This window comes from Streptomyces sp. NPDC031225 (assembly GCF_055570355.1).
In genome coordinates, this window is the sequence record NZ_JBVIHJ010000013.1 from 87650 (window position 1) to 108782 (window position 21133).

18 protein-coding genes are annotated in these 21133 nt (G+C 69.6%); 9 read left to right on the forward strand and 9 right to left on the reverse strand.

The features are described 5' to 3' along the window. Positions 1–117 precede the first annotated feature (117 nt). The gene (locus ACZ48Z_RS22770; protein WP_468737685.1) at positions 118–1017 is read right to left on the reverse strand and encodes a D-alanyl-D-alanine carboxypeptidase family protein; all 900 of its coding nucleotides are present in this window, start codon (positions 1015–1017) and stop codon (positions 118–120) included. A 209-nt stretch (positions 1018–1226) separates the two neighbouring features. Here ACZ48Z_RS22770 and ACZ48Z_RS22775 point away from each other — a divergent pair, with 209 nt between their 5' ends. Both ACZ48Z_RS22775 and ACZ48Z_RS22780 read left to right on the forward strand, forming a co-directional pair. After that, a complete protein-coding gene (locus tag ACZ48Z_RS22775; RefSeq protein ID WP_468737686.1) occupies positions 1227–1877 on the forward strand; it encodes a GntR family transcriptional regulator in 651 nt (216 codons plus the stop codon). Then, the gene (locus ACZ48Z_RS22780) at positions 1874–3169 is read left to right on the forward strand and encodes an MFS transporter (RefSeq protein ID WP_468737687.1); all 1296 of its coding nucleotides are present in this window, start codon (positions 1874–1876) and stop codon (positions 3167–3169) included. The genes ACZ48Z_RS22775 and ACZ48Z_RS22780 overlap by 4 nt, the downstream gene beginning before the upstream one ends. Before the next feature lie 59 nt (positions 3170–3228). Here ACZ48Z_RS22780 and ACZ48Z_RS22785 read toward each other — a convergent pair whose 3' ends face one another. After that, positions 3229–4053 (reverse strand): maleylpyruvate isomerase family mycothiol-dependent enzyme, encoded by an 825-nt coding sequence (locus ACZ48Z_RS22785; RefSeq protein WP_468737688.1) that lies wholly within the window; start codon positions 4051–4053, stop codon positions 3229–3231. Positions 4054–4234: 181 nt separating this feature from the next. On the opposite strand from ACZ48Z_RS22785, the gene ACZ48Z_RS22790 reads away from it, so the two are divergent. Then, positions 4235–5008 (forward strand): carbon-nitrogen family hydrolase, encoded by a 774-nt coding sequence (locus ACZ48Z_RS22790; RefSeq protein WP_468737689.1) that lies wholly within the window; start codon positions 4235–4237, stop codon positions 5006–5008. 18 nt (positions 5009–5026) lie between these two features. On the opposite strand, the gene ACZ48Z_RS22795 is transcribed toward ACZ48Z_RS22790, so the two are convergent. Beyond that, complete coding sequence (locus tag ACZ48Z_RS22795) at positions 5027–5524, reverse strand: LURP-one-related/scramblase family protein (RefSeq protein ID WP_389099430.1); 498 nt, start codon at positions 5522–5524, stop codon at positions 5027–5029. Between the two features lie 216 nt (positions 5525–5740). Continuing rightward, positions 5741–6748: a GlxA family transcriptional regulator gene (locus ACZ48Z_RS22800; RefSeq protein ID WP_468737690.1), complete on the reverse strand. Its 1008-nt coding sequence runs from the start codon at positions 6746–6748 to the stop codon at positions 5741–5743. 52 nt (positions 6749–6800) lie between these two features. Between ACZ48Z_RS22800 and ACZ48Z_RS22805 the strand changes: the two genes are divergently transcribed. Beyond that, positions 6801–7196 carry a cupin domain-containing protein gene (locus ACZ48Z_RS22805; RefSeq protein WP_468737691.1) on the forward strand — a complete coding sequence of 132 codons (396 nt, stop codon included), beginning with the start codon at positions 6801–6803 and terminating at the stop codon, positions 7194–7196. Positions 7197–7338: 142 nt separating this feature from the next. Here ACZ48Z_RS22805 and ACZ48Z_RS22810 read toward each other — a convergent pair whose 3' ends face one another. From ACZ48Z_RS22810 to ACZ48Z_RS22825, 4 genes are all read right to left on the reverse strand, one after another. Further along, positions 7339–7587 (reverse strand): DUF6458 family protein, encoded by a 249-nt coding sequence (locus ACZ48Z_RS22810; protein ID WP_468737692.1) that lies wholly within the window; start codon positions 7585–7587, stop codon positions 7339–7341. Between the two features lie 68 nt (positions 7588–7655). Further along, a complete protein-coding gene (locus ACZ48Z_RS22815; protein ID WP_468737693.1) occupies positions 7656–8975 on the reverse strand; it encodes a M18 family aminopeptidase in 1320 nt (439 codons plus the stop codon). Between the two features lie 87 nt (positions 8976–9062). Next, the gene (locus tag ACZ48Z_RS22820) at positions 9063–10889 is read right to left on the reverse strand and encodes an acyl-CoA dehydrogenase (RefSeq protein ID WP_468737694.1); all 1827 of its coding nucleotides are present in this window, start codon (positions 10887–10889) and stop codon (positions 9063–9065) included. Positions 10890–11030: 141 nt separating this feature from the next. Then, entirely contained in the window at positions 11031–11882 is an 852-nt protein-coding gene (locus ACZ48Z_RS22825) for a dioxygenase family protein (protein ID WP_468737695.1), read from the reverse strand. A 120-nt stretch (positions 11883–12002) separates the two neighbouring features. Here ACZ48Z_RS22825 and ACZ48Z_RS22830 point away from each other — a divergent pair, with 120 nt between their 5' ends. The 3 genes from ACZ48Z_RS22830 to ACZ48Z_RS22840 all read left to right on the forward strand — a co-directional run bounded on the left by ACZ48Z_RS22830 (position 12003) and on the right by ACZ48Z_RS22840 (position 15697). Next, positions 12003–12479: an SseB family protein gene (locus tag ACZ48Z_RS22830; RefSeq protein WP_468737696.1), complete on the forward strand. Its 477-nt coding sequence runs from the start codon at positions 12003–12005 to the stop codon at positions 12477–12479. A gap of 174 nt (positions 12480–12653) precedes the next feature. Then, positions 12654–14612 (forward strand): YncE family protein, encoded by a 1959-nt coding sequence (locus tag ACZ48Z_RS22835; RefSeq protein WP_468737697.1) that lies wholly within the window; start codon positions 12654–12656, stop codon positions 14610–14612. 113 nt (positions 14613–14725) lie between these two features. Further along, positions 14726–15697 (forward strand): pirin family protein, encoded by a 972-nt coding sequence (locus tag ACZ48Z_RS22840; RefSeq protein WP_468737698.1) that lies wholly within the window; start codon positions 14726–14728, stop codon positions 15695–15697. A 169-nt stretch (positions 15698–15866) separates the two neighbouring features. On the opposite strand, the gene ACZ48Z_RS22845 is transcribed toward ACZ48Z_RS22840, so the two are convergent. Continuing rightward, positions 15867–18029 (reverse strand): SpoIIE family protein phosphatase, encoded by a 2163-nt coding sequence (locus ACZ48Z_RS22845; RefSeq protein ID WP_468737699.1) that lies wholly within the window; start codon positions 18027–18029, stop codon positions 15867–15869. Positions 18030–18171: 142 nt separating this feature from the next. Between ACZ48Z_RS22845 and aspS the strand changes: the two genes are divergently transcribed. Further along, entirely contained in the window at positions 18172–19935 is a 1764-nt protein-coding gene (gene aspS, locus ACZ48Z_RS22850) for an aspartate--tRNA ligase (RefSeq protein ID WP_468737700.1), read from the forward strand. Between the two features lie 108 nt (positions 19936–20043). Beyond that, a complete protein-coding gene (locus ACZ48Z_RS22855) occupies positions 20044–20958 on the forward strand; it encodes an intradiol ring-cleavage dioxygenase (protein WP_468737701.1) in 915 nt (304 codons plus the stop codon). The last annotated feature ends 175 nt before the right edge of the window (positions 20959–21133 follow it).

Sequence of the window (21133 nt, forward strand, 5' to 3'; positions counted from 1 at the left end):
TCCACCCCCCCCCACCCCCCCCCCCCCCCCCCCCCCCCCCCCCCCGCCCCCCCCCCCCCCCCCCCCCCCCCCCCCCCCCCCCCCTCGCCCGGTTTCGAGTCCCTGTTTCGACCGGCGTCAGCTGATCTTCGCGTAGCCGTACGTGATGAGCTTCTTCACGTCGGCCGTGCGGTTGGTCGCGTCGGGGGCGGTCATGACGGCGCCCATGACGGACTCGCCGTTCTTCGTCGCGGCGAAGACGAGGCAGTACTTGGACTGGGTGCCCGAGCCGGTCTTGATGCCGAGCGTGCCGTTCCAGCCGAGCAGGGTGTTGGTGTTCGTCCAGGCAGCCATGGTGCGGGTGCTGCCGGTCTTCGTGATCGTCTTGGCCGTGTACGACTTGGTCTTGACGACGGTCTTGAAGGTCGAGTTCTTCATCACGTTGCGGGCGAGCAGCGTGAGGTCCTTCGGCGTCGAGGCGTTCGCGCCGTTGCTGTTCCCGTCGAACGAGTCGAACTTCGTGTTCGTCATGCCGAGGTTCTTCGCCGTCGTGTTCATCTTCGCGATGAACGACTTCGTGCGTGCGGAGACCGTCGTTCCGGTACCGAACTTGTCGGCGAGGGCCATCGCGGCGTCACAGCCGGACGGCAGCATCATCCCGTAGAGCAGCTGACGGACGGTGACCTTGTCGCCGACGATCAGGTGGGCGGAGGAGGCGCCCTTGGCGACGATGTAGTCGCTGTACGCCTTCTTGATGGTGATCTTCGTGTCGAGATTCAGGTTCGACTGCGACAGGACGACCTTCGCGGTCATGATCTTCGTGGTGGAAGCGGTGAGCCGCTTCGTGTTGGGCGCCTTGCTGAAGAGCGTCGCGCCGGTCGCGCTGTTCATCAGGAATCCGCCCTTGGCGGTGATGGTGGGCGTCGTCAGCGCCTGCGCGGGTGCCGCGGTGAGAGCTCCGGTGGCGAGCACTGCGCCGGTCGTCAGGGCGACGGCTGCGGCTCTGCGGGCCCGGAAGCCCTTGGTGGCGGTAATCAACTTAAATACCCCGAATACGTCGAATGACCCTGTGGTGCGGCCGAGTTGGTGGGGAAAAAGCTGAGGCCGCACATGTCTGACTCGTAGATAGCACGGAAGGTTGTGCGCCAGTTGGGGCGGGTGTGGGTTTCAGCGGCCGGGGCGACCGTCGGGGGTCCGCATGCTGGACGGTTCCCATCTTGCGTACGTGTTGTATCTAAGCTGTCGGCATGAGTCTGGCCGTGAAACAGCCCCCCGCCGCCGACCGCGTATACGCCCACGTCAAGCACGGCGTTCTGGACCGCCTCTACGAGGGCGGGACCCTGCTCACCGAGGGCGAGCTCGCCGAGGCCGTCGGAGTGTCCCGGACCCCGGTGCGCGAGGCGCTGCTGCGGCTGGAGGTCGAGGGGCTGATCAAGCTTTACCCGAAAAAGGGAGCTCTGGTCCTGCCCGTCTCCGCCCAGGAGATCGCGGACGTGGTGGAGACCCGGCAGCTCGTCGAGGGGCACGCCGCGCGCAAGGCCCTGCCGGCGTCCCCGCAGCTCATCGCACGCCTTGAGGAACTGCTCGCACAGCAGAAGGAACAGGCCGCCGCCGGGGACCTGGCGGGCGCCGCCGTCACCGACCGCTGCTTCCACGCGGAGATCGTCCGCAGCGGCGGCAACGAGATCCTGAACCGCCTCTACGACCAGCTCCGAGACCGCCAGCTCAGGATGGGCGTCGCCGTGATGCACGCCCACCCGGACCGCATCACCAAGACCCTCGTCGAGCACGAGCAGATCCTGACGGCCCTGCGCTCCGGGGACGCGGACGCGGTCGTGGGCCTCATCCACGGGCACGTCGAGTGGTTCTCCCACCTGGCCCGGGGCGAGGTCCGATGAGCCAGTACCGGCTCCCCGGCGACCCTCCGGGCGGGCGGCGCGCGATGGCCGTATGGGGCATCGGCGTCTCCGTGTACTTCGTCGCCGTCATCTTCCGTACGTCCCTCGGGGTCGCCGGCCTCGACGCGGCCGACCGCTTCCATGTGAACGCCTCGGCCCTGTCGACCTTCTCGATCCTCCAGCTCCTCGTCTACGCGGGCATGCAGATACCCGTCGGACTGCTCGTCGACCGGCTCGGCACCAAGAAGGTGCTGACCCTGGGCGTGGTGCTCTTCACGGCGGGACAGCTCGGCTTCGCGTTCTCACCGTCGTACGGCACCGCCCTCGCCTCGCGTGCCCTGCTCGGCTGCGGCGACGCGATGACCTTCATCAGCGTGCTGCGGCTCGGCACCCGCTGGTTCCCGGCCAGGCGCGGTCCGCTGGTCGCTCAGCTCGCCGGGCTCGCCGGCATGGCGGGCAACCTGGTCTCCACGTTGGTCCTGGCCCGGCTGCTGCACGGCATCGGCTGGACGGCCGCGTTCGCGGGCAGCTCGCTCGCCGGGGTCGTGGTGCTGGTGCTCCTGCTCCTCTTTCTCAAGGACCATCCCGAGGGCCACGAGCCGGAGCCGTTCCCGCACCGGGGCGCGGCCTACGTACGGCGGCAGATCACCACGTCCTGGCGGGAGCCGGGCACCCGGCTCGGACTGTGGGTGCACTTCACGACGCAGTTCCCGGCGATGGTGTTCCTGCTGCTGTGGGGCCTGCCGTTCCTCGTCGAGGCGCAGGGGCTGTCGCGCGCGGTGGCGGGCGAACTGCTCACGCTGGTCGTGCTGTCCAACATGGTCGTCGGGCTCGTCTACGGCCAGGTCGTCGCCCGGCATCACGAGGCCCGGCTGCCGCTCGCGCTCGGGACGGTGGGGGCGACGGCCGTGCTGTGGGCGGCCACGCTGGCGTACCCGGGTGACCACGCGCCGATGTGGCTGCTGATCGTGCTGTGCGCGGTGCTCGGCTCGTGCGGGCCGGCGTCGATGCTCGGCTTCGACTTCGCGCGGCCGGCGAACCCGCCGGAACGGCAGGGCACCGCCTCCGGCATCACGAACATGGGCGGCTTCGTCGCCTCGATGACCACGCTGTTCGCCGTCGGTGTGCTCCTCGACGCGACCGACGGGAACTACCGCGTCGCCTTCTCGTCCGTCTTCGTGCTCCAGGCGCTCGGCGTCAGCCAGATCCTGCGGCTGCGGAAGCGGGCGGCACGGCGGGAGCGGGAGCGGCTGGTGGCCAGCCGGGTGGAGACGGTGCACGTACCCGCGTAGGCGCACGCCGCCGGGGCCGGGTGGTCTCGCTCGCCCGCGCTCGCGGGGTGCCGCCGCGCCTAGTGCGTCACCGAGAAGTTCCGGAGGATCGCCGAAGTCAGTTCCGGGGCGCCCTCCGCCTTCACCCGGTCCGCCACCGAGTCCACGGACACGCGGCCGCAGGCCAGGCGGACGTAGGTCTCCCAGTCCAGGCTGAGGGTGGCGGCGGGGCCGAGTGCGGGAGCGGTCTCCAGGGTGCCGCGGCCCTGGATGTCGACCCTTATCGTGCGCAGGAACTCGATGGGGCCGTGGACGTCGATGACGATCGCCGAACTGCGGGGCGCGTCGGCCTTGGTGGCCACTATGTCGGGCAGCGCCGCGAGCAGGACGTCACAGGCGATGTGGGCGCCGGGGGAGTCCAGGTTGCCGGGCCGGCCGAGGGCGGTGCGCAGGTCCTGTTCGTGCACCCAGACGTCGAAGGCGTGCCGGCGCATCGACTCTTCGAGCGTGAGTTCGGTGCTGAGGGGGCCGCGGACCTTGGTGCCCGGGTCGCGCGACTCGTTGCGCAGTTGACGGTTGCGGCGGATGATCACGTACTCGAGTTCGGACGTCATCTCCGGCGCCGTGTGGTGACGGCGGACGTCGACCTGCATCTCCGTGTACCGCTGGTGCTCGTTGGTGACGTGGTAGAGGTCGCGGGGCAGCGAGTGGATGGGGCGCGGGTCGCCCAGCATCTCGGTGTCCAGGCCGATGACGTGAGACACGATGTCCCGGACAGACCAGCCCGGGCACGGCGTGCGACGGTTCCACTCTCCCTCCGCGAGGGGGTTCACCAGCTCGGATATGGCTTCGATGGAGTGGGTCCAGGCGTCGGCGTAGGGCTGGAGGGTGGGATGCAGACTCACGGAACGGGACCCCTCGGCGGTCGTAGCACGGGCTGGTGATGGCGTCGTTGCCAGTGGAGGTGGTGGCTGTCGGCGGGTGTCTTGAAACGCTAAGTTACGCTGCTGTGAGGCACCCCGGCAGTGCTTTCGTGTGACGATCGTAGGCCCGTGTGAACGGCTCGAATGCCAGGACGGTGGTAGTGTGCGCGCCTCTCTGATCCAGATCGCCGTGGATGAGGGCGAATCGGTCGTATCGCGGCGGGGTCGTGTGGCGTCTCTGGTGCGTGAGCAGACGGGGTCCGACCTCGTCGTGCTGCCGGAGCTGTGGACCACCGGGGCGTTCGCCTTCGAGGAGTTCGGGCGCGAGGCCGAGCCGCTGCGAGGACCGACGTACGAGGCGATGGCGAAGGCGGCGAGCGACGCGGGCGTGTGGCTGCACGCGGGCTCGATCCCCGAGCGTGCGCCGGACGGCGGCCTCTACAACACGTCGCTCTTCTTCTCCCCCGCCGGTGAACTGGCCGGCAGTTACCGCAAGATCCACCGCTTCGGCTTCGACAAGGGCGAGGCCGTGCTGATGGGCCGGGGCGAGGAGCTGGTGACGGTCGACCTGCCCGGCACGACCGTCGGGCTCGCCACCTGCTACGACCTCCGGTTCCCGGAACTCTTCCGCGGGCTCGTCGACGCCGGTGCCGAGACCCTGGTCCTGCCGGCGGGCTGGCCGGAGCGCCGCCGGGCACACTGGACGCTGCTGGCCCAGGCGCGGGCGGTCGAGAACCAGGCGTTCGTGCTCGCCTGTGGAACGGCCGGGACGCACGCGGGAGTTCCGCAGGCGGGTCACTCGATCGTGGTGGATCCGTGGGGCGAGGTGCTGGCGGAGGCGGGTGCGGGCGAGGAGGTCCTCACCGTGGAGTTCGACCCCGGGAAGGTGGCCGTGACCAGGGAGCAGTTCCCGGCCCTGAAGGACCGGGTGCTCTGAGATCCGCCGATCACCGCGTCAGTCGTCCTCGCGCTCCTTCTCGGCGAGGTGGATCACGCACACCGCCACGGCGATGAGCAGCGCCGGATCGGCGTCCTCGCGGACGATGTCGACGCCGTAGGTCTCGCGGACGTGCAGCCACCGCCGTGAGACCACCGCGAGCAGCTCGCCGTCGTACTCCACGGCGAACTCGCGGTCGAGGATCTTGCCGCTGACGTCGAGTTCGGTGCTCCCGTCGGCGAGGGCCACCCGGTAGTGGTTGCGCAGCAGCGACAGCCGCTTCCTCCTGATCGTCGCCAGCGGCTCGCCGTCCCGCTCGATCAGCATGGTGTCGCGCAGCGCGAACATCTTCTGCCGGATGTCGATCAGGACCCGGCCGCGGGTGTCCTTCAACTCGAAGGTGTCCCGCAGGCGCATCGCCTTGCCGTCGACGAGGAAGACCTTGTTGCCCTGGTCGTCCTCGATCCAGTAGTCGTCACCGAAGCCGAGCAGCCGGTCGCGCACGAGGAATCTCATGCCCTGATCACTTCCCCGGGAGGGACCGGCCATCACGGGGGCCGGGTAGGAGTCGTCCAGGAGAGTTGCGTGTGAGGCGAGGGTGGCGAGAGCGGACACCCGGGACGAGCCGCGGCGGTAGGCGGACGGGCTCTTCCCGGTCTTGTGCTGCGCGTGCGTGGGGGTTCGTGGTGGGCCGGGGCGACTCGCGGGGGAGGACGCGGTGTCCTCGTACGTTCATGCCGGCATCGTCTCCCCGGTGGCCGGGCCGAAGCGGCGGCGGTAGGCCGATGGGCTGAGGCCGGTTTCGTGGCGTACACGCGCGCGGAGGTTGGCAGCGGTGCCCAGACCGCTCCTGGCCGCCACCACGTCCAGCCGCTCCTCCCCGCGCTCGATGAGCCGGCACGCCAGCGCCACCCGCTCCCCCGTCAGCCAGGCCAGCGGGGTCGTACCGAGCTGGGCCTGGAAGCGGCGGTGCAGGGTCGCGGGGGAGACGGCCGCGCGGGCCGCGAGATCGGCCACCGTCAGCGGCTCCCCGAGCCGCTCCTGGGCCCACGCGAGCAGCGGGCCCAGTGACTCGTCCCGTACGTCGGGCACGGGCCGCTCCACGAACTGCCGTTGCCCGCCGTCGCGGTGGGCGGCGAAGACGAGCCGTCGTGACACGGCGTTGGCGATCTCGGCGCCGTGGTCCCGCCGGACGACGTACAGCCCGAGGTCGAGCGCGGCCGCGCTGCCCGCCGCCGTCAGGACGTCCCCCTCGTCCACGAACAGCACGTCGGGTTCCAGCCGCACCCGGGGATGCAGCTCGCGGAAGGCGTCGGCCCACATCCAGTGGGTGGTGGCCCGCCGGCCGTCGAGCAGTCCTGCCTCGGCGAGCGCGAAGCTTCCGGTGCACAGGCTGATCACCCGGCCGCCACGCGCGTGTGTGCGGCGGATCGCCTCCCGTACGGCGGCCCCGCGCGGTACGACGTTGTCCGGCCGTCCTGGCACGACGAGGGTGTCGGCGTCGTCCACGGCGTCCAGGCCGGGGACTCCGGTCAGGGTGAAGAAGCCGTGGTTCATACGCACTTCGGGAACCGGCGCGCACAGGGTCACCTCGTACAGCGGCCCCGGCAGCCCCAGTTCGGGCCGCGGCAGCCCGAACATCTCGGTGGCGACGCCCACTTCGAAGGGGTTGGTGCCCTCGTCGACGATCACGGCGACCCGGTGCGGACGGTGCTGCGGCTGAGAGGATCCTTGCGGCATGTGCGTTTCCTAGCACTGGTACGCCGCCCCGGCCACCCCGCACGATGACGCCATGACCAACGAACCCGTCTCCCTGCCCGCCGCCCTGGCCTCCTTCACCCAGCAGTGGAGCCCCCGTGTCGTCACGGCCGTCAACGACTACGACGTCCGCGTCACCCATGTCGAGGGCGAGCACCTGTGGCACGTCCACGACCACACCGACGAGTTCTTCCTGGTCCTGGAGGGCGAGCTGCACATCGCGCTGCGGGAGCCGGCCGGCGAGCGCACGGTCGTCCTGCCCCGGCTCTCCGTCTTCACCGTCCCGCGGGGCACCGAGCACAAGCCCTACGCGCCGGTCCCGACCGACATCCTGCTCCTCGAACCCACCGGCACGTCCACGGTCGGCGACCGCCACGACGAGGTCCCGGCCCATGTGGACGTGACCACGGGCCACGCGCTGCACCGGTGACACCGGACCAGGCTCCGTGACGGTCGTCGTGGAGCGGAGCCCGGGGAGCCCCTGGGTGTGCTGGTGGTTCACGCCCGGCACTGCCTCGGCCCCCCGGGCCCAACCCGCATCACGGATTGCTCGCGGTTGCCGTCAATCCGACTTACATGCCGTAGCCGTCGGAGTATCCGTCCCGGCGCCCGCGCTCCTCCTGGATGACCGTCGGAGTCGCCGGCGGTACCACCACGCGCCGCCGCCGGGCGATGCTGCTGAACGTCGTCACGCCGATCAATCCCACGATCATGAGGATCACACCGACCAGGTCGAGGTTGACCCCCTGCATGTGCCAGTCGGTGGCGAACGTGAGGATTGCTCCCGCGGCGATGAGAATGATGCACCCGCCGAGGCCCATGAGTGTCGCCTCCCTGTCCGGTCCGGTCGTTCCGGTCCGAACTCCCGGGTACCCCCACTTCTCCCGAACTACCCCTCCAGGAACGCCACCAGAGCGTTCGCCAGCAGATGCGGGTCGTCCGCGCCGCACAACTCCCGGACGCTGTGCATCGAAAGGATCGCCACACCGATGTCGACGGTCTTGATGCCGTGCCGTGCCGCCGTGATCGGACCGATCGTCGTGCCGCAGGGCATGGAGTTGTTGGAGACGAAGGTCTGGAAGGGCACACCGGCCCTCTCGCAGGCGGCGGCCCACACGGCCCGGCCCGAACCGTCCGTGGCGTACCGGTTGTTGACGTTGACCTTGAGGATCGGCCCGCCGTTGACGCGCGGGTGGTGGGTCGGGTCGTGCCGCTCCGCGTAGTTGGGGTGCACGGCGTGCCCGGTGTCGGAGGACAGACACACCGTGCCCGCGAAGGCCCGTGCCCGGTCCTCGTACGACCCGCCGCGCGCGAACACCGAGCGCTCCAGGACCCCGCCGAGCAGCGGCCCGTCCGCGCCGGTGTCCGACTGCGAACCGTTCTCCTCGTGGTCGAAGGCGGCGAGCACGGGGATGTACGGCAGATCGGGGCGGGCGGACACCGCGGTCAGCGCGGCCACGCCCGCGTGCACGGACAGCAGGTTGTCCATCCGCGGGCCGGCCACCAGCTCATGGTCCCGGCCGAGGTAGGCGGGCGCCTCCACGGGGTGCGTCATCAGGTCCCAGCCGGTCACCTCGCCCGCGCCGAGCCCCGACTCCTCCTCCAGGAACGCGATCAGGTCACCGTCGCGCACATCGTCCCCGAGACCCCAAATGGGCTGCAGATGCCTTTGCTTGTCGAGCTTGAGCCCCTCGGAGGACACCGCGCGGTCCAGGTGGATGGCGAGCTGGGGCACCCTCAGCAGCGGCCGGTCCACGTTCACCAGCCGCGTCGAACCGTCCCGCAGGGTGAGCCGGCCCGCGAGGCCCAGGTCGCGGTCGAGCCAGGAGTTCATCAGCGGTCCGCCGTAGATCTCCACGGCGACCTGGCGCCAGCCGTGGCCGCCGGCATCGGGCAGCGGCTTGACCCGCAGATTGGGCGAGTCGGTGTGCGCGCCGACGATCCGGTACGGCGTGTGGGGCGCCGCACCCTCGGGGACGTACCAGGCGATGATCGCGCCGCCGCGCAGCACGTACTTGCCGCCGCTTCCCGCGGCGGAACCCGTCGCCGTGTCCGCGTCCCAGGCGTCCGTCTCCGAGACCTGGCGGAAGCCGGCCTTCTCCAGCCGCTCGGCGGCGTTCGCCACCGCGTGGTACGGCGTGGGGCTCGCCGCCAGGAAGGTCATGAGGTCGTCGGTGTGGCCGCGGTCGAGGCGGTGGGGTGCGCTCATGGGGTTCACCTTAACGACGTACGAGAGCCCGCTCCCGGGATGGGGAGCGGGCTCTCGTGAGGACGTGTGCAGCTGTACAGATGTGTCCTAGAACGCGGCCTCGTCCAGTTCCATCACGTCCAGGTCGACGCCCTCGGCGATCTTGCGGGCCAGGGTCACGCCGGGCAGGACGTCGGCCGCGAAGAACTTCGCCGCCGCGATCTTGCCGGTGTAGAAGGCCACGTCCTTCGCGGAGGCCGTCTCCAGCTTCTCGGCGGCGATCGCCGCGCCCTTGAGGAGCAGGTAGCCGACGACGACGTCACCGGAGGCCATCAGCAGGCGGCTGGTGTTGAGGCCCACCTTGTACATGTTCTTGACGTCCTGCTCGGTGGCCGCGAGGTCGGTCAGCATGATGCCGACGATGGCCTCCAGCTCGACGGCCGCCTTCGCCAGGTGCTCACGGGCGCCCGCGAGGTCCTCGCCGCCGGTGCCAAGCGCCAGGAACTTCTTGATGTCCTCGGCGAGGGAGTTGAGGGCCGAGCCCTGGTTGCGGACGATCTTCCGGAAGAAGAAGTCCTGGCCCTGGATCGCGGTCGTGCCCTCGTACAGGGTGTCGATCTTCGCGTCGCGGATGTACTGCTCGATCGGGTACTCCTGGAGGAACCCGGAGCCGCCGAAGGTCTGGAGCGACTGGGCGAGCTGCTCGTAGCCCTTCTCGGAGCCGTAGCCCTTGACGATCGGCAGGAGCAGGTCGTTCAGCGCGTGCTCGGTCTTCGTGTCCTCGCCCGCGGCCTCCTTGACGGCGATCGCGTCCTGGATCGAGGCCGTGTAGAGGACGAGGGCTCGCATACCCTCCGCGTACGCCTTCTGCGTGATGAGCGCGCGGCGTACGTCCGGGTGGTGGGTGATGGTGACCTTGGGCGCGGCCTTGTCCATGAAGTTCGCCAGGTCGGGGCCCTGGACGCGCTCCTTGGCGTACTCGAGGGCGTTGAGGTAGCCCGTCGACAGCGTGGAGATCGCCTTCGTGCCGACCATCATCCGCGCCATCTCGATGATGCGGAACATCTGGCGGATGCCGTCGTGCTTGTCACCGATCAGCCAGCCCTTGGCCGGGTGCCGGTCGCCGAAGGTCATCTCGCAGGTGTTGGACGCCTTGAGGCCCATCTTGTGCTCGACGTTGGTCGCGTAGACGCCGTTGCGCTCGCCCAGCTCGCCGGTCTCGAAGTCGAAGAGGAACTTCGGTACGAGGAAGAGGGACAGACCCTTGGTGCCCGGGCCGGCACCCTCCGGCCGCGCGAGCACGTAGTGGAGGATGTTCTCCTCCATGTCGTGCTCACCCGACGTGATGAAGCGCTTGACGCCCTCGATGTGCCAGGAGCCGTCCTCCTGCTGCGTCGCCTTGGTACGGCCCGCGCCGACGTCGGAGCCCGCGTCGGGCTCGGTGAGCACCATCGTCGAGCCCCAGGTCCGCTCCACCGCGATCTTCGCGATGTGCTTCTGGACGTCGTTGCCCTCGTCGAAGAGGATCCCGGCGAACGCCGGGCCGGAGCAGTACATCCACACGGCCGGGTTCGCGCCGAGGACCATCTCCGCGTACGACCAGATCAGGGACGGCGGAGCCGTGGTGCCGCCGATCTCCTCGGGCAGGCCGAGCCGCCAGTACTCGGAGTCCATGAAGGCCTTGTAGCTCTTCTTGAAGGACGCCGGGACCGGCGCGGTGTTCGTCTCCGGGTCGAAGACCGGCGGGTTGCGGTCGGCGTCGGTGAAGGACTCCGCAAGCTCGTTCTCCGAGAGGCGGACCAGCTCCTCCAGGATGCTCTTCGCGGTCTCGACGTCCATCTCCGCGAAGGGGCCCGTGCCGTACAGCTTGTCGCGCCCGAGCACCTCGAAGAGGTTGAACTCGATGTCGCGGAGGTTCGACTTGTAGTGCCCCATGGCTCCGGCTCCGTTGAGATCGGCGAGGCACTTGGTTCCTCGCACCAGTTCACATACCAACAAGTAGCTACGATGATGCTACCCGTCGGTAATAAGTCGCAACCCGATCCCGCCATCTGTGACGGTTCACACCGCGAAGGTTCACACCGCAACGGTCAACGTGGCCCTGTACCCCTCCCGGACACTCCCCCGCACCGTCGCGAGCTGCTGGTCGTGCCCGTCACGGAACACCATGTCCGTGTCCAGGGAGAGCCGGCCCAGGTTGTCCACACTCCGCTCGTACCCCTCGGTGGCGTACACCGTGTCGCAGACGTCCTTCGGGAGGGCGAGCTGCGAGGTGTTCGTGATCGCGGTGGCACCCGTCGCGTCCCGGAGGCTGCCGTAGACCTCGAAGTGGATGTGCGGCCAGCGGCCGGTGTAACAGCCCGGGAAGACACTGGTGAACGTGACCTGCCCCGCGTCGTCGGTCTCCTGGACACCGCGCAGGTAGTTCTCGTCGGCGACGCCGTCGGTGTAGAGGGAGTAACCGCCCTCGCGGTCGCAGTGCCAGACATAGACGGCGGCGCCCTTCCTCGGCGCCCCGCACCCGGAGCCGGCGTCCACCACCGTGAGCGTGAACGTCAGGGGCACGCCCTCGGCGGTACCGCCCGCGGAGTCGCCGAAACTCCGGGTGATGTCACCGCGCACCACCCCGCTCTCCTTCAGGACGTTCACGCCGTTCGAACCGTCGCCGGGGTAGGGGCCCGCGGTCTCCTCGGGGACGGTGACGCACTCGGCGGAGCCCGCGTCGCCCGCCGACGCCGATGAAGGCGGGCTCGCGGCCGCAGGAGAGGAGGAACCGTCGGCGGTACAGCCCGCCAACGGCACCAGGCTCGCTCCCGCCATGAGCCGGATCATCCGTCGGCGGGCGAGAACGGGAAGGTCGTAGGCGAGGCCCCGGTCGTGCTCATGGACCTCGTGCTCGTGGACCTCGTCGTCGTCATGTCGGCGCATGAACCGACGCTACGAGCCCGCGCCGCCCGAAAACCAGGACAGCGGCTGTCAGGTGCCTGTCGATTTCCCAGGTACCCACAGCCGTCCACCCGCCGCCCGGCTCTCGGTACGCTTACGCCCATGTACGGCTACGACCAGAATGCTGGTACCCAGCAGCAGTACGGCGTCCCACCGCAGCAGCCCATGGCCGGCGGTGCGGGCGGGTACGGCCAGCAGCCGCCGCTGTACCCCGAGCCGTCCCCGCCCTCCCTCGCCGACGCGGTGCGTGCCTTCACCACCGGCCAGCTGGCCGCCGAGGACTTCCAGCAGGTCTTCGCCACCTCCAAGGTCTACTGCCCGCGCGGCGACAACCCCGGATTCCTCGCCCTGCACAACACCCAGCAGCCGGTGATCCCCATGTTCACCACGCTCAAGGAACTGCGCCGGTACGCGGGCAAGGAGTCCAAGTACTTCGTCATCACCGGCGCCGAGGTCCTCGACCTCCTCCCGACCGGCTACGGCTTCGTCCTCGACATGGAGGGCGAACACCGCATCGTCTTCGACGCGAAGGCCGTGGAACAGATGGTGGAGTTCGCGATGCGGAGGATGTACGGCTAGCCGCCACCACGGCGGGAAATTCCCCCTTCGCTTGTCACAGGCATGCCATAGAGTTCCCTCCGGCAGCCGCGCCCCGCACGCCACCGCCCACCCGCGGTCCGCGTCCGGGCGCCGCGCGGCGCTCTCATCTCCCGGCGACCCCGGGATCTCTTGTGGGGGTTCATCACTTTGCGCATGCGCAGCACCGCGGCCGCGACGTCGCTCGCGCTCCTCTTCAGCTCGGCGGTGCTGACCGCCCTGTCGGCCGGACCCGCGTCGGCCGCCTCCGTCACCGTGGGCTCACCCGCCGGCATCGTCGTGGACGGCACGCTCAAGCGGGTCTACGTCGGCGACGACGCGAACGACCGGATCGTCGCCACGGACTACAACGGCAACCGCGTCGACTCGGTGAACGGCATCGACGGCATCTTCGACCTGGCACTGTCGGACGACGGCACCACCCTGTACGCCGCGGCGCGCGGCAGCCACGAGATCGTCGCCATCGACGCGGCCACCCTCGACGTCAAGGCCCACTACCCCGTCGCCGCCGGCATCGGCCCGCTGTACCTCGAGGCCGCCGGCGGCAAGGTCTGGTTCACCTACGGCGAGTACGGCGCCGAGACGGAGAGCGACCTCGGCTCGGTCGACCCGGCCGTGGACCCGGCGAGCGGTACCGACCCGGTGACGCTCGGGCAGCTCCCGCTGAAGAACCACGGCGTCTCCAGCCCGGCCCACCTGGACACCGACCCCTCCGCACCCGGTCTGCTGGCCGTCGGCGCGACCGACTTCTACGACACGACCAAGGACCTGCTGACCGTCCTCGACGTCTCCGGAGCCACCCCGCGGGTGGTCGCCGCGCACGACGACACCTACGCACTGCAGTACATCGGCGACGACATCGACCTCGTGCCGGGCACCCCGCAGGTCCTGGTGGACGGCACGGACCGGAACGCCTTCGCGGACGGCACGTTCACACAGGCCGGCGCCTACCCCGCCGGGCAGAGCGCGGACATCGCACCGAACGGCCTGGTCGCCCAGGTCTCACCGGTCGGCGACTACCGCGTCTCCGTCTACGCGCCCGGCGCCACCACGCCGATCCGGACCTACACCGCCGACGCGGCCGACCTCGCCTGGGCCCCGGACGCCTCCCGGATCTTCGCGTTCGTGTCGTCGCCGGGCGGCTACACGCTCAAGGTCCTCACCGACCCGGCCCGAAGCGTGCCGACCCTCACCGTGAACGCCCCGGCCACGGCCACCCGCGCCAAGCAGCTCAGCGTCACGGGAAAGATCACGGCGACGGTCCCCTTCGCCGCCGACACACGGCTGACCGTCACCCGAACCGATCTGGAGAACCCGAACGGCAAGGCCCTGCCCACCACCACGGTGAAGCCCGACGGCACCTACTCCTTCACGGACACCCCACCGGCCGGCGGCAAGGTCACCTACAAGGTCGCCCACGCGGGCGACGCCGACCACCTGCAGGCCGGCGCCTCCGACAGCGTCGAGGTCTCCCGCGCCGCCACCCCGCTGAGCCTGAACAACAACGGCAAGCTGTACGACCACGGCACCGACGTGAAGTTCACCGCGCACCTCGGCACGACGTACAAGAACCGCTCGGTCTCGGTCTACGCGGATCCCTTCGGCAGCGACAAGGCCAAGAAGCTGATCAAGACCGGCAACGTCAACGCCGACGGCAACATCAGCGTCCCGGTGGACATGGCCCGCGACACGACGGTCACCGCGGTCTTCTCGGGCGACGCCCGCTACAAGCCGAAGACGGTGACGTCCACCGCGTACGCCCGGGTCAAGATCTCCACGGCCGTCTCCAAGCACTACAAGACCGCGAAGATCGGCTCGACGCCGTACTACTGGTTCCACAAGAACACCGACCCGCTGCTCACCACGACGATGACCTACTACCAGGGCCGTCAGCAGCGCATGGATCTCCAGGTCTACTACGGCGGCTCGTGGCACTCTTCGGGCTCGCAGTACTTCCCGCTCGGTACGAACGGGAAATCGGCCGTCACCCTCGGAGCGCCCGGTGAGTCCGGCATCCGGGCGCGGATGCGGTCGGTGTACGTCAACGGCTCGTCCGGCGACACCGTGAACTCGACGACGTACGGGGCATGGAAGTACCTGTACTTCAGCAACTGACACGGTACGGCCCGTACGGAACGGCCCGGAGGGAATGTCCTCCGGGCTTCTGCCGTTAGGGGTGGCAGAAAGTTCAACGCTCAACTAAACTCGAACCACAAGGAGGTACCGACATGCCTGCAGTGACTGTCGACAACCCGCTGACCCTGCCGCGCGTGGCCGCGACGGCGGACGCGGTGGCCCGTCCCGTCCTCAGCGTGACGACCGCGCCGAGTGGCTTCGAGGGGGAGGGCTTCCCGGTACGCCGGGCCTTCGCCGGGATCAACTACCGTCAGCTCGACCCGTTCATCATGATGGACCAGATGGGCGAGGTGGACTACGCGCCGGGCGAACCGAAGGGGACCCCCTGGCATCCGCACCGCGGCTTCGAGACCGTCACGTACATCATCGACGGGATCTTTGACCACCAGGACAGTCAGGGTGGTGGGGGCACCATCACCAACGGCGACACCCAGTGGATGACGGCCGGCTCGGGCCTGCTCCACATCGAGGCCCCGCCGGAGGCGCTCGTCATGTCCGGCGGTCTCTTCCACGGGCTCCAGCTGTGGGTGAACCTGCCGGCCAAGGACAAGATGATGGCGCCGCGGTACCAGGACATCCGGGGCGGCAACGTGCAGTTGCTGTCGACCCCCGACGGTGGTGCGCTGCTCCGCGTCATCGCCGGTGAACTGGACGGCCATGAGGGCCCCGGTATCACCCACACCCCGATCACCATGATCCACGCGACAGTGGCACCCGGCGCCGAGCTCACGCTTCCGTGGCGTGAGGACTTCAACGGCCTGGCGTACGTGATGGCGGGCCGTGGCAGCGTCGGTGCCGAGCGGCGACCGGTCCACCTGGGCCAGACGGCGGTCTTCGGGGCCGGCGGTTCCCTGACGGTCCGCGCTGACGAGAAGCAGGACTCCAACGCGCCGGACCTGGAGGTCGTACTCCTGGGCGGCCGTCCGATCCGTGAACCGATGGCGCACTACGGCCCCTTCGTGATGAACACCCGCGAGGAGCTGCAGCAGGCGTTCGAGGACTTCCAGAAGGGGCGCCTGGGGACGGTCCCGGCGGTGCACGGAATGACTGAGGGCGGGCTGTAGGTCCGGTACGGCACGACGCAGGCCCGAAGCCGCAATCTTGTCTTGCGGCTTCGGGCCTGTCCTGTGAGCGCGCTGCGGTCTCGTCGCCACTCTCCGCCTGCGGGAACGCTGAGACTGTGCTTCTGGAGCACAGTCTCAGCACGCTCGAAGTCGGGCGGACTGCGTCGTCCTACTCCGGCGTCTCGCCGGGGGGCTCGTGGAGTTCGAACCAGATGCTTTTGCCTTCGCCCCGGGGGTCGACTCCCCACAGGTCCGCGAGGAGTTCGATCAGCATCAGGCCCCGGCCGGAGGAGGCCAGTTCGCCGGGGCGGCGTTTGTGCGGGAGGTCGTCGCTGGTGTCGGTGACCTCGATGCGCATCCGGCGGGCGCCCGCCTCGCCGTGGACCTCCGCGAGGAGCAGTGCGTCCGCGTCGGTGTGGACCAGGACGTTCGTCAGCATCTCCGACAGCAGCAGGACCGCGGAGTCGACCTGGTCGGCCGAGGACCAGTCGTGCAGCAGTTCGCGCAGGTGCTGGCGGGCGAAGCCGACGCGTTGCGGTTCCGCCTGGGCCACCGAGAGCATCGTGCGGCGGACCGCCGGCCGTGGGGTGAAGGTGCCGCCGTGGTCGCGGCTCTCGCCCTGCCGGGACAGCAGCAGGACCGCGATGTCGTCCTCGCGGCGGTCGGCCAGGGGGCCGGGGGTGTGGTGGGAGGAGGGGCCGTGGACTGCCTGGACCAGGGCGTCGGCGAGTTCCTCCAGGTCGCCGTCGTGGGTCTCCAGGATGGTGCGGATGCGCTTCCAGCCCGTCTCGAAGTCGTGGCCGCCGGTCTCGATCAGGCCGTCGGTGCAGAGCATGAGCGTTTCGCCGGGCTCCAGGACGATCCGGGTCGTGGGGTAGTCGGCGTCCGGGTCGATGCCGAGGGGGAGGCCGCCGTCCGTGCGGCGGGCCAGGACCGTGCCGTCGGTCATGCGGATCGCCGGCTCGGGATGGCCGGCCCGGGCCACCTCCAGGACGCCGGTCTCCGGGTCGGCCTCGACGTAGAGGCAGGTCGCGAACCTCGGGTCGGTGGGGTCCCCGTCACCGATGGAGCCGTACGTCATGCCGTTCAGGAAGCGCGAGGCGCGGGAGAGGACCGCGTCGGGGCGGTGGCCCTCGGAGGCGTAGGCGCGCAGGGCGATGCGGAGTTGGCCCATCAGGCCCGCCGCCCGCACGTCATGGCCTTGGACATCCCCGATGACCAGGGCGAACCGACCACCGCCCGACCCCGTCCGGGAGGTGCCTCCGGGCAGCGGGATCATGTCGTACCAGTCGCCGCCGACCTGGAGGCCGCCGCCGGTGGGGACGTAGCGGGCGGCGATGGTCATGCCCGGTATCTCCGGGCCCAGGGTGGGGAGCATGGACCGCTGGAGGCCGTCGGTCAGCTCGCGCTCCGACTCGGTCACGCCGGCGCGGGACAGGGCCTGGGCCAGCATGCGTGCCACCGTCGTCAGTACCGAGCGTTCGTCCGGTGTGAAGGCCACCGGGTAGGCGAAGCCCGCCATCCACGCGCCCATCGTGCGGCCGGACACCGTCAGGGGCAGGAACGCCCATGACTGCCGGTCGAAGTGCTGGGCGAGCGGCCAGGTGACCGGGTAGCGGGCGCGGTAGGCCTCGGGGCTGGAGAGGTAGACGGCCCGGCCCGTGCGTACGACCTCGGCGGCGGGATAGTCCGTCTCCAGGGCCATGTGGGAGAAGGGGCTCTCGTCGCCGGGCTGCTGCCCGTGGTGGCCGATGATCGTCAGGCGGTCGCCCTCGACGCCGAAGACGGCCAGGCCGTCGGGGCTGAAGCCGGGCATGGACAGGCCCGCGGCGACCCGCAGGACCTCGGCGGTCGAGCGGGCCTCGGCGAGGGCGCGGCCGGCGTCCAGCAGGAAGGCCTCGCGGGAACGTCGCCAGTCGCCGGTGACCGCGGTGCGCCCGGCGGGGGTGCCGGGCACGGGTTCGGTGACTTCCTGGAGGGTGCCGATCAGCTGGAACGACTTCTTGTCCGCGTCGTACGAGGGTTTGGAGCGACTGCGTACGGTGCGGATCACCCGGCCCAGGTTGTCCATGATCCTGATCCGGACCTCGGCGAGCGTGTCCTCGGCGACAGCGAGTCCGACGACGCTGATGATCTCGTTCCAGTCGACCGGGTGGAGACGGGCGCGTGCCTGGGCCTCCGTGAGGGTGCACCCCTCGGCGGGCAGCCCGAGCAGCCGAGCCGCCTCCGCGTCGACCGTGACCAGCTCCGTGGCGGTGTCCCAGTGCCACAGGCCGGTCGCGAGGGCGGTGAGGACTTCCCCCACGGCGGGCAGGGGCTCACCAGTGCGCATTGCCCCACTTTAAGAACAGGAGATCCCGTAGTGCCACTGTTGACCGAGTCGTAATGGTGGGGAGGGGATCTCGGGGCCCCGGTAGGCTTGGGGAAGTTTCACGTGAAACACACCCCGATCCGCGAAGGCTGGATGAACGACGATGCATCGGTACAGGTCCCACACCTGCGGCGAGCTCCGCTCCTCTGACGTCGGCACCGACGTCCGGCTGAGTGGCTGGCTGCACAATCGGCGCGACCTGGGCGGCATCCTCTTCATCGATCTGCGCGACCACTACGGCATCACGCAGCTGGTCGCCCGTCCCGGCACGCCCGCCTACGAGGCCCTCGACAAGCTGACCAAGGAGTCCACGGTCCGCGTCGACGGCAAGGTCGTCTCCCGCGGTGCCGAGAACATCAACGCGGACCTGCCCACCGGTGAGATCGAGGTCGAGGTCGGCGAGGTCGAGCTGCTCGGCGCGGCCGCCCCGCTGCCGTTCACGATCAACACCGAGGACGGGGTCAACGAGGAGCGGCGCCTGGAGTACCGCTTCCTCGACCTGCGCCGCGAGCGCATGCACAAGAACATCATGCTGCGGTCGTCGGTGATCGCCTCGATCCGCTCGAAGATGGTCGCCCTCGGCTTCAACGAGATGGCCACTCCGATCCTGTCGGCGACCTCCCCCGAGGGCGCCCGTGACTTCGTGGTCCCCTCCCGCCTGAACCCGGGCAGGTTCTACGCCCTCCCGCAGGCGCCGCAGCAGTTCAAGCAGCTGCTGATGATCTCCGGCTTCGACCGCTACTTCCAGATCGCGCCCTGCTTCCGTGACGAGGACGCGCGTGCGGACCGTTCGCCGGGCGAGTTCTACCAGCTCGACGTGGAGATGAGCTTCGTCGAGCAGGAGGATGTCTTCCAGCCGATCGAGCGGCTCATGACGGAGCTGTTCGAGGAGTTCGGCAACGGGCGCCAGGTGACGTCCCCGTTCCCGCGGATCCCGTTCCGCGAGTCGATGCTGAAGTACGGCTCCGACAAGCCGGACCTGCGCGCGCAGCTGGAGCTCGTGGACATCACCGATGTCTTCGAGGGCTCGGAGTTCAAGGCCTTCGCCGGCAAGCACGTGCGGGCCCTTGCGGTGCCGGACGTGTCCGCGCAGCCGCGGAAGTTCTTCGACCAGCTCGGCGACTACGCGGTCTCGCAGGGCGCGAAGGGCCTGGCCTGGGTGCGGGTGGCCGAGGACGGTTCCCTGTCCGGCCCGATCGCCAAGTTCCTCACCGAGGAGAACGTCGCCGAGCTGACCAAGCGCCTGTCGCTGGCCGCCGGTCACGCGGTGTTCTTCGGCGCGGGCGAGTTCGACGAGGTCTCGAAGATCATGGGCGCGGTGCGGGTCGAGGCCGCCAAGCGTGCCGGGCACTTCGAGGAGGGCGTCTTCCGGTTCTGCTGGGTCGTCGACTTCCCGATGTACGAGAAGGACGAGGAGACGGGCGCGATCGACTTCTCGCACAACCCGTTCTCGATGCCGCAGGGCGGTCTGGAGGCCCTGGAGACCCAGGACCCGCTGGACATCCTGGGCTGGCAGTACGACATCGTGTGCAACGGCGTCGAGCTGTCCTCCGGCGCGATCCGGAACCACGAGCCCGACATCATGCTGAAGGCCTTCGAGATCGCGGGTTACGACCGCGAGACCGTCGAGGAGAAGTTCGCGGGCATGCTGCGCGCGTTCCGCTTCGGCGCCCCGCCGCACGGCGGCATCGCCCCCGGCGTCGACCGCATCGTCATGCTGCTGGCCGACGAGCCCAACATCCGCGAGACCATCTCCTTCCCGCTCAACGGCAACGCCCAGGACCTGATGATGGGCGCGCCGACGGAGCTGGAGGAGGCCCGGCTGAGGGAGCTGCACCTGTCGGTGCGCAAGCCGCAGCCGAAGTAGGCGCCAGGCTGACAGTGGCTCGGAACCGACGTCGGTTCCGAGCCACTTCGCTTTTCACAGCTTCCTCCGATGTTCCTGCCAGGATTCCTACCTCTACGGTCCATGGACATGACAGGACATCAGAAAGCTGACGACACAGGGCAGTTGAGGCGCCGGACGGTCCTGGCGGCCGGCGGTGTGACGGTGACCGCGGTGGGGGTGGGCGGCGCCTTCACCGCGACCGCGAACGCCGGCACCGACGCGAACGCCTTCGTGGGCGGGGAGACGGCCGACGCGAAAGAGGCCTGCTACAGGCTGACTTCGGAGACCACCGAGGGGCCGTACTACATCGACGCGGACAAGATCCGCCGGGACATCACCGAGGACCGGGAGGGCATTCCGCTCACCCTGGACCTCAAGGTGATCGACACGGAGACGTGCAGGCCGGTCCGGAACGCGGCCGTGGACATCTGGCACTGCGACGCGGTGGGCGTCTACTCCGGGTACGAGGCCCAGGGCAACGGCGGCGGAGGCGGCCCCGCACCCACGGGAGCGCCGCCCACCGGGACGCCCACCGGCACGCCGACCGGCGTTCCCACCGGTCCTCCCCCGGGCGGCGGCCACCAGGAACCCACCGACGACACCCGCTATCTGCGTGGCACCTGGCGCACCGACAAGCACGGACACGTCGTCTTCCGGACCGTCTTCCCGGGCTGGTACCGGGGCCGCTGCGTCCACATCCACACCAAGGTGCATGTGGGCGGCAAGTGGACGGACGCGGGTTACGAGGGCGGACACACCTGCCACACCGGCCAGTTCTTCTTCGACGAGGAGTCGGTCCTGGCCTCGGCGGAGGTGGAACCGTACGCCTCCAATCCCGTCGAGCGCACCACGCTCACCGAGGACATGATCTACGACCAGAGCGGTACGACGGGCGGCTTGCTGAAGCTGAAGTACAACAAGAGGAACATCGCCAGGGGGGTCGTGGGCTCCCTCACGATGGGCGTCGACCCGGACGCGACGAACGACAACTCGGCGACGTAGCCCTCGGGTTCTCGCGGTCGCCGTCTCGGCGGCCGAGGACCAGACCCCTTCGCGGCCGTCATGGACATCCCATGGCGGCCGCACAGGTTCCTCGGTGCGTCCGCATAGCGGCGAGGCGTGTCATGGCGGGCAGGAGGTCGCGTTGACCTGCTGGTCCGCTGACACGCTGGAGGAA

Excerpts from the sequence above, each read along its gene's own strand:
- ACZ48Z_RS22840 (WP_468737698.1), top strand. The coding sequence starts at position 14,726 with ATGCCTGCAGTGACTGTCGACAACCCGCTGACCCTGCCGCGCGTGGCC.
- ACZ48Z_RS22830 (WP_468737696.1), top strand. The coding sequence starts at position 12,003 with ATGTACGGCTACGACCAGAATGCTGGTACCCAGCAGCAGTACGGCGTC.
- ACZ48Z_RS22805 (WP_468737691.1), top strand. The coding sequence starts at position 6,801 with ATGACCAACGAACCCGTCTCCCTGCCCGCCGCCCTGGCCTCCTTCACC.
- ACZ48Z_RS22795 (WP_389099430.1), bottom strand. The coding sequence starts at position 5,524 with ATGAGATTCCTCGTGCGCGACCGGCTGCTCGGCTTCGGTGACGACTAC.
- ACZ48Z_RS22800 (WP_468737690.1), bottom strand. The coding sequence starts at position 6,748 with ATGCCGCAAGGATCCTCTCAGCCGCAGCACCGTCCGCACCGGGTCGCC.
- ACZ48Z_RS22815 (WP_468737693.1), bottom strand. The coding sequence starts at position 8,975 with ATGAGCGCACCCCACCGCCTCGACCGCGGCCACACCGACGACCTCATG.
- ACZ48Z_RS22825 (WP_468737695.1), bottom strand. The coding sequence starts at position 11,882 with ATGCGCCGACATGACGACGACGAGGTCCACGAGCACGAGGTCCATGAG.
- ACZ48Z_RS22835 (WP_468737697.1), top strand. The coding sequence starts at position 12,654 with ATGCGCAGCACCGCGGCCGCGACGTCGCTCGCGCTCCTCTTCAGCTCG.
- ACZ48Z_RS22780 (WP_468737687.1), top strand. The coding sequence starts at position 1,874 with ATGAGCCAGTACCGGCTCCCCGGCGACCCTCCGGGCGGGCGGCGCGCG.
- ACZ48Z_RS22855 (WP_468737701.1), top strand. The coding sequence starts at position 20,044 with ATGACAGGACATCAGAAAGCTGACGACACAGGGCAGTTGAGGCGCCGG.
- ACZ48Z_RS22820 (WP_468737694.1), bottom strand. The coding sequence starts at position 10,889 with ATGGGGCACTACAAGTCGAACCTCCGCGACATCGAGTTCAACCTCTTC.
- aspS (WP_468737700.1), top strand. The coding sequence starts at position 18,172 with ATGCATCGGTACAGGTCCCACACCTGCGGCGAGCTCCGCTCCTCTGAC.
- ACZ48Z_RS22810 (WP_468737692.1), bottom strand. The coding sequence starts at position 7,587 with ATGGGCCTCGGCGGGTGCATCATTCTCATCGCCGCGGGAGCAATCCTC.
- ACZ48Z_RS22775 (WP_468737686.1), top strand. The coding sequence starts at position 1,227 with ATGAGTCTGGCCGTGAAACAGCCCCCCGCCGCCGACCGCGTATACGCC.
- ACZ48Z_RS22845 (WP_468737699.1), bottom strand. The coding sequence starts at position 18,029 with ATGCGCACTGGTGAGCCCCTGCCCGCCGTGGGGGAAGTCCTCACCGCC.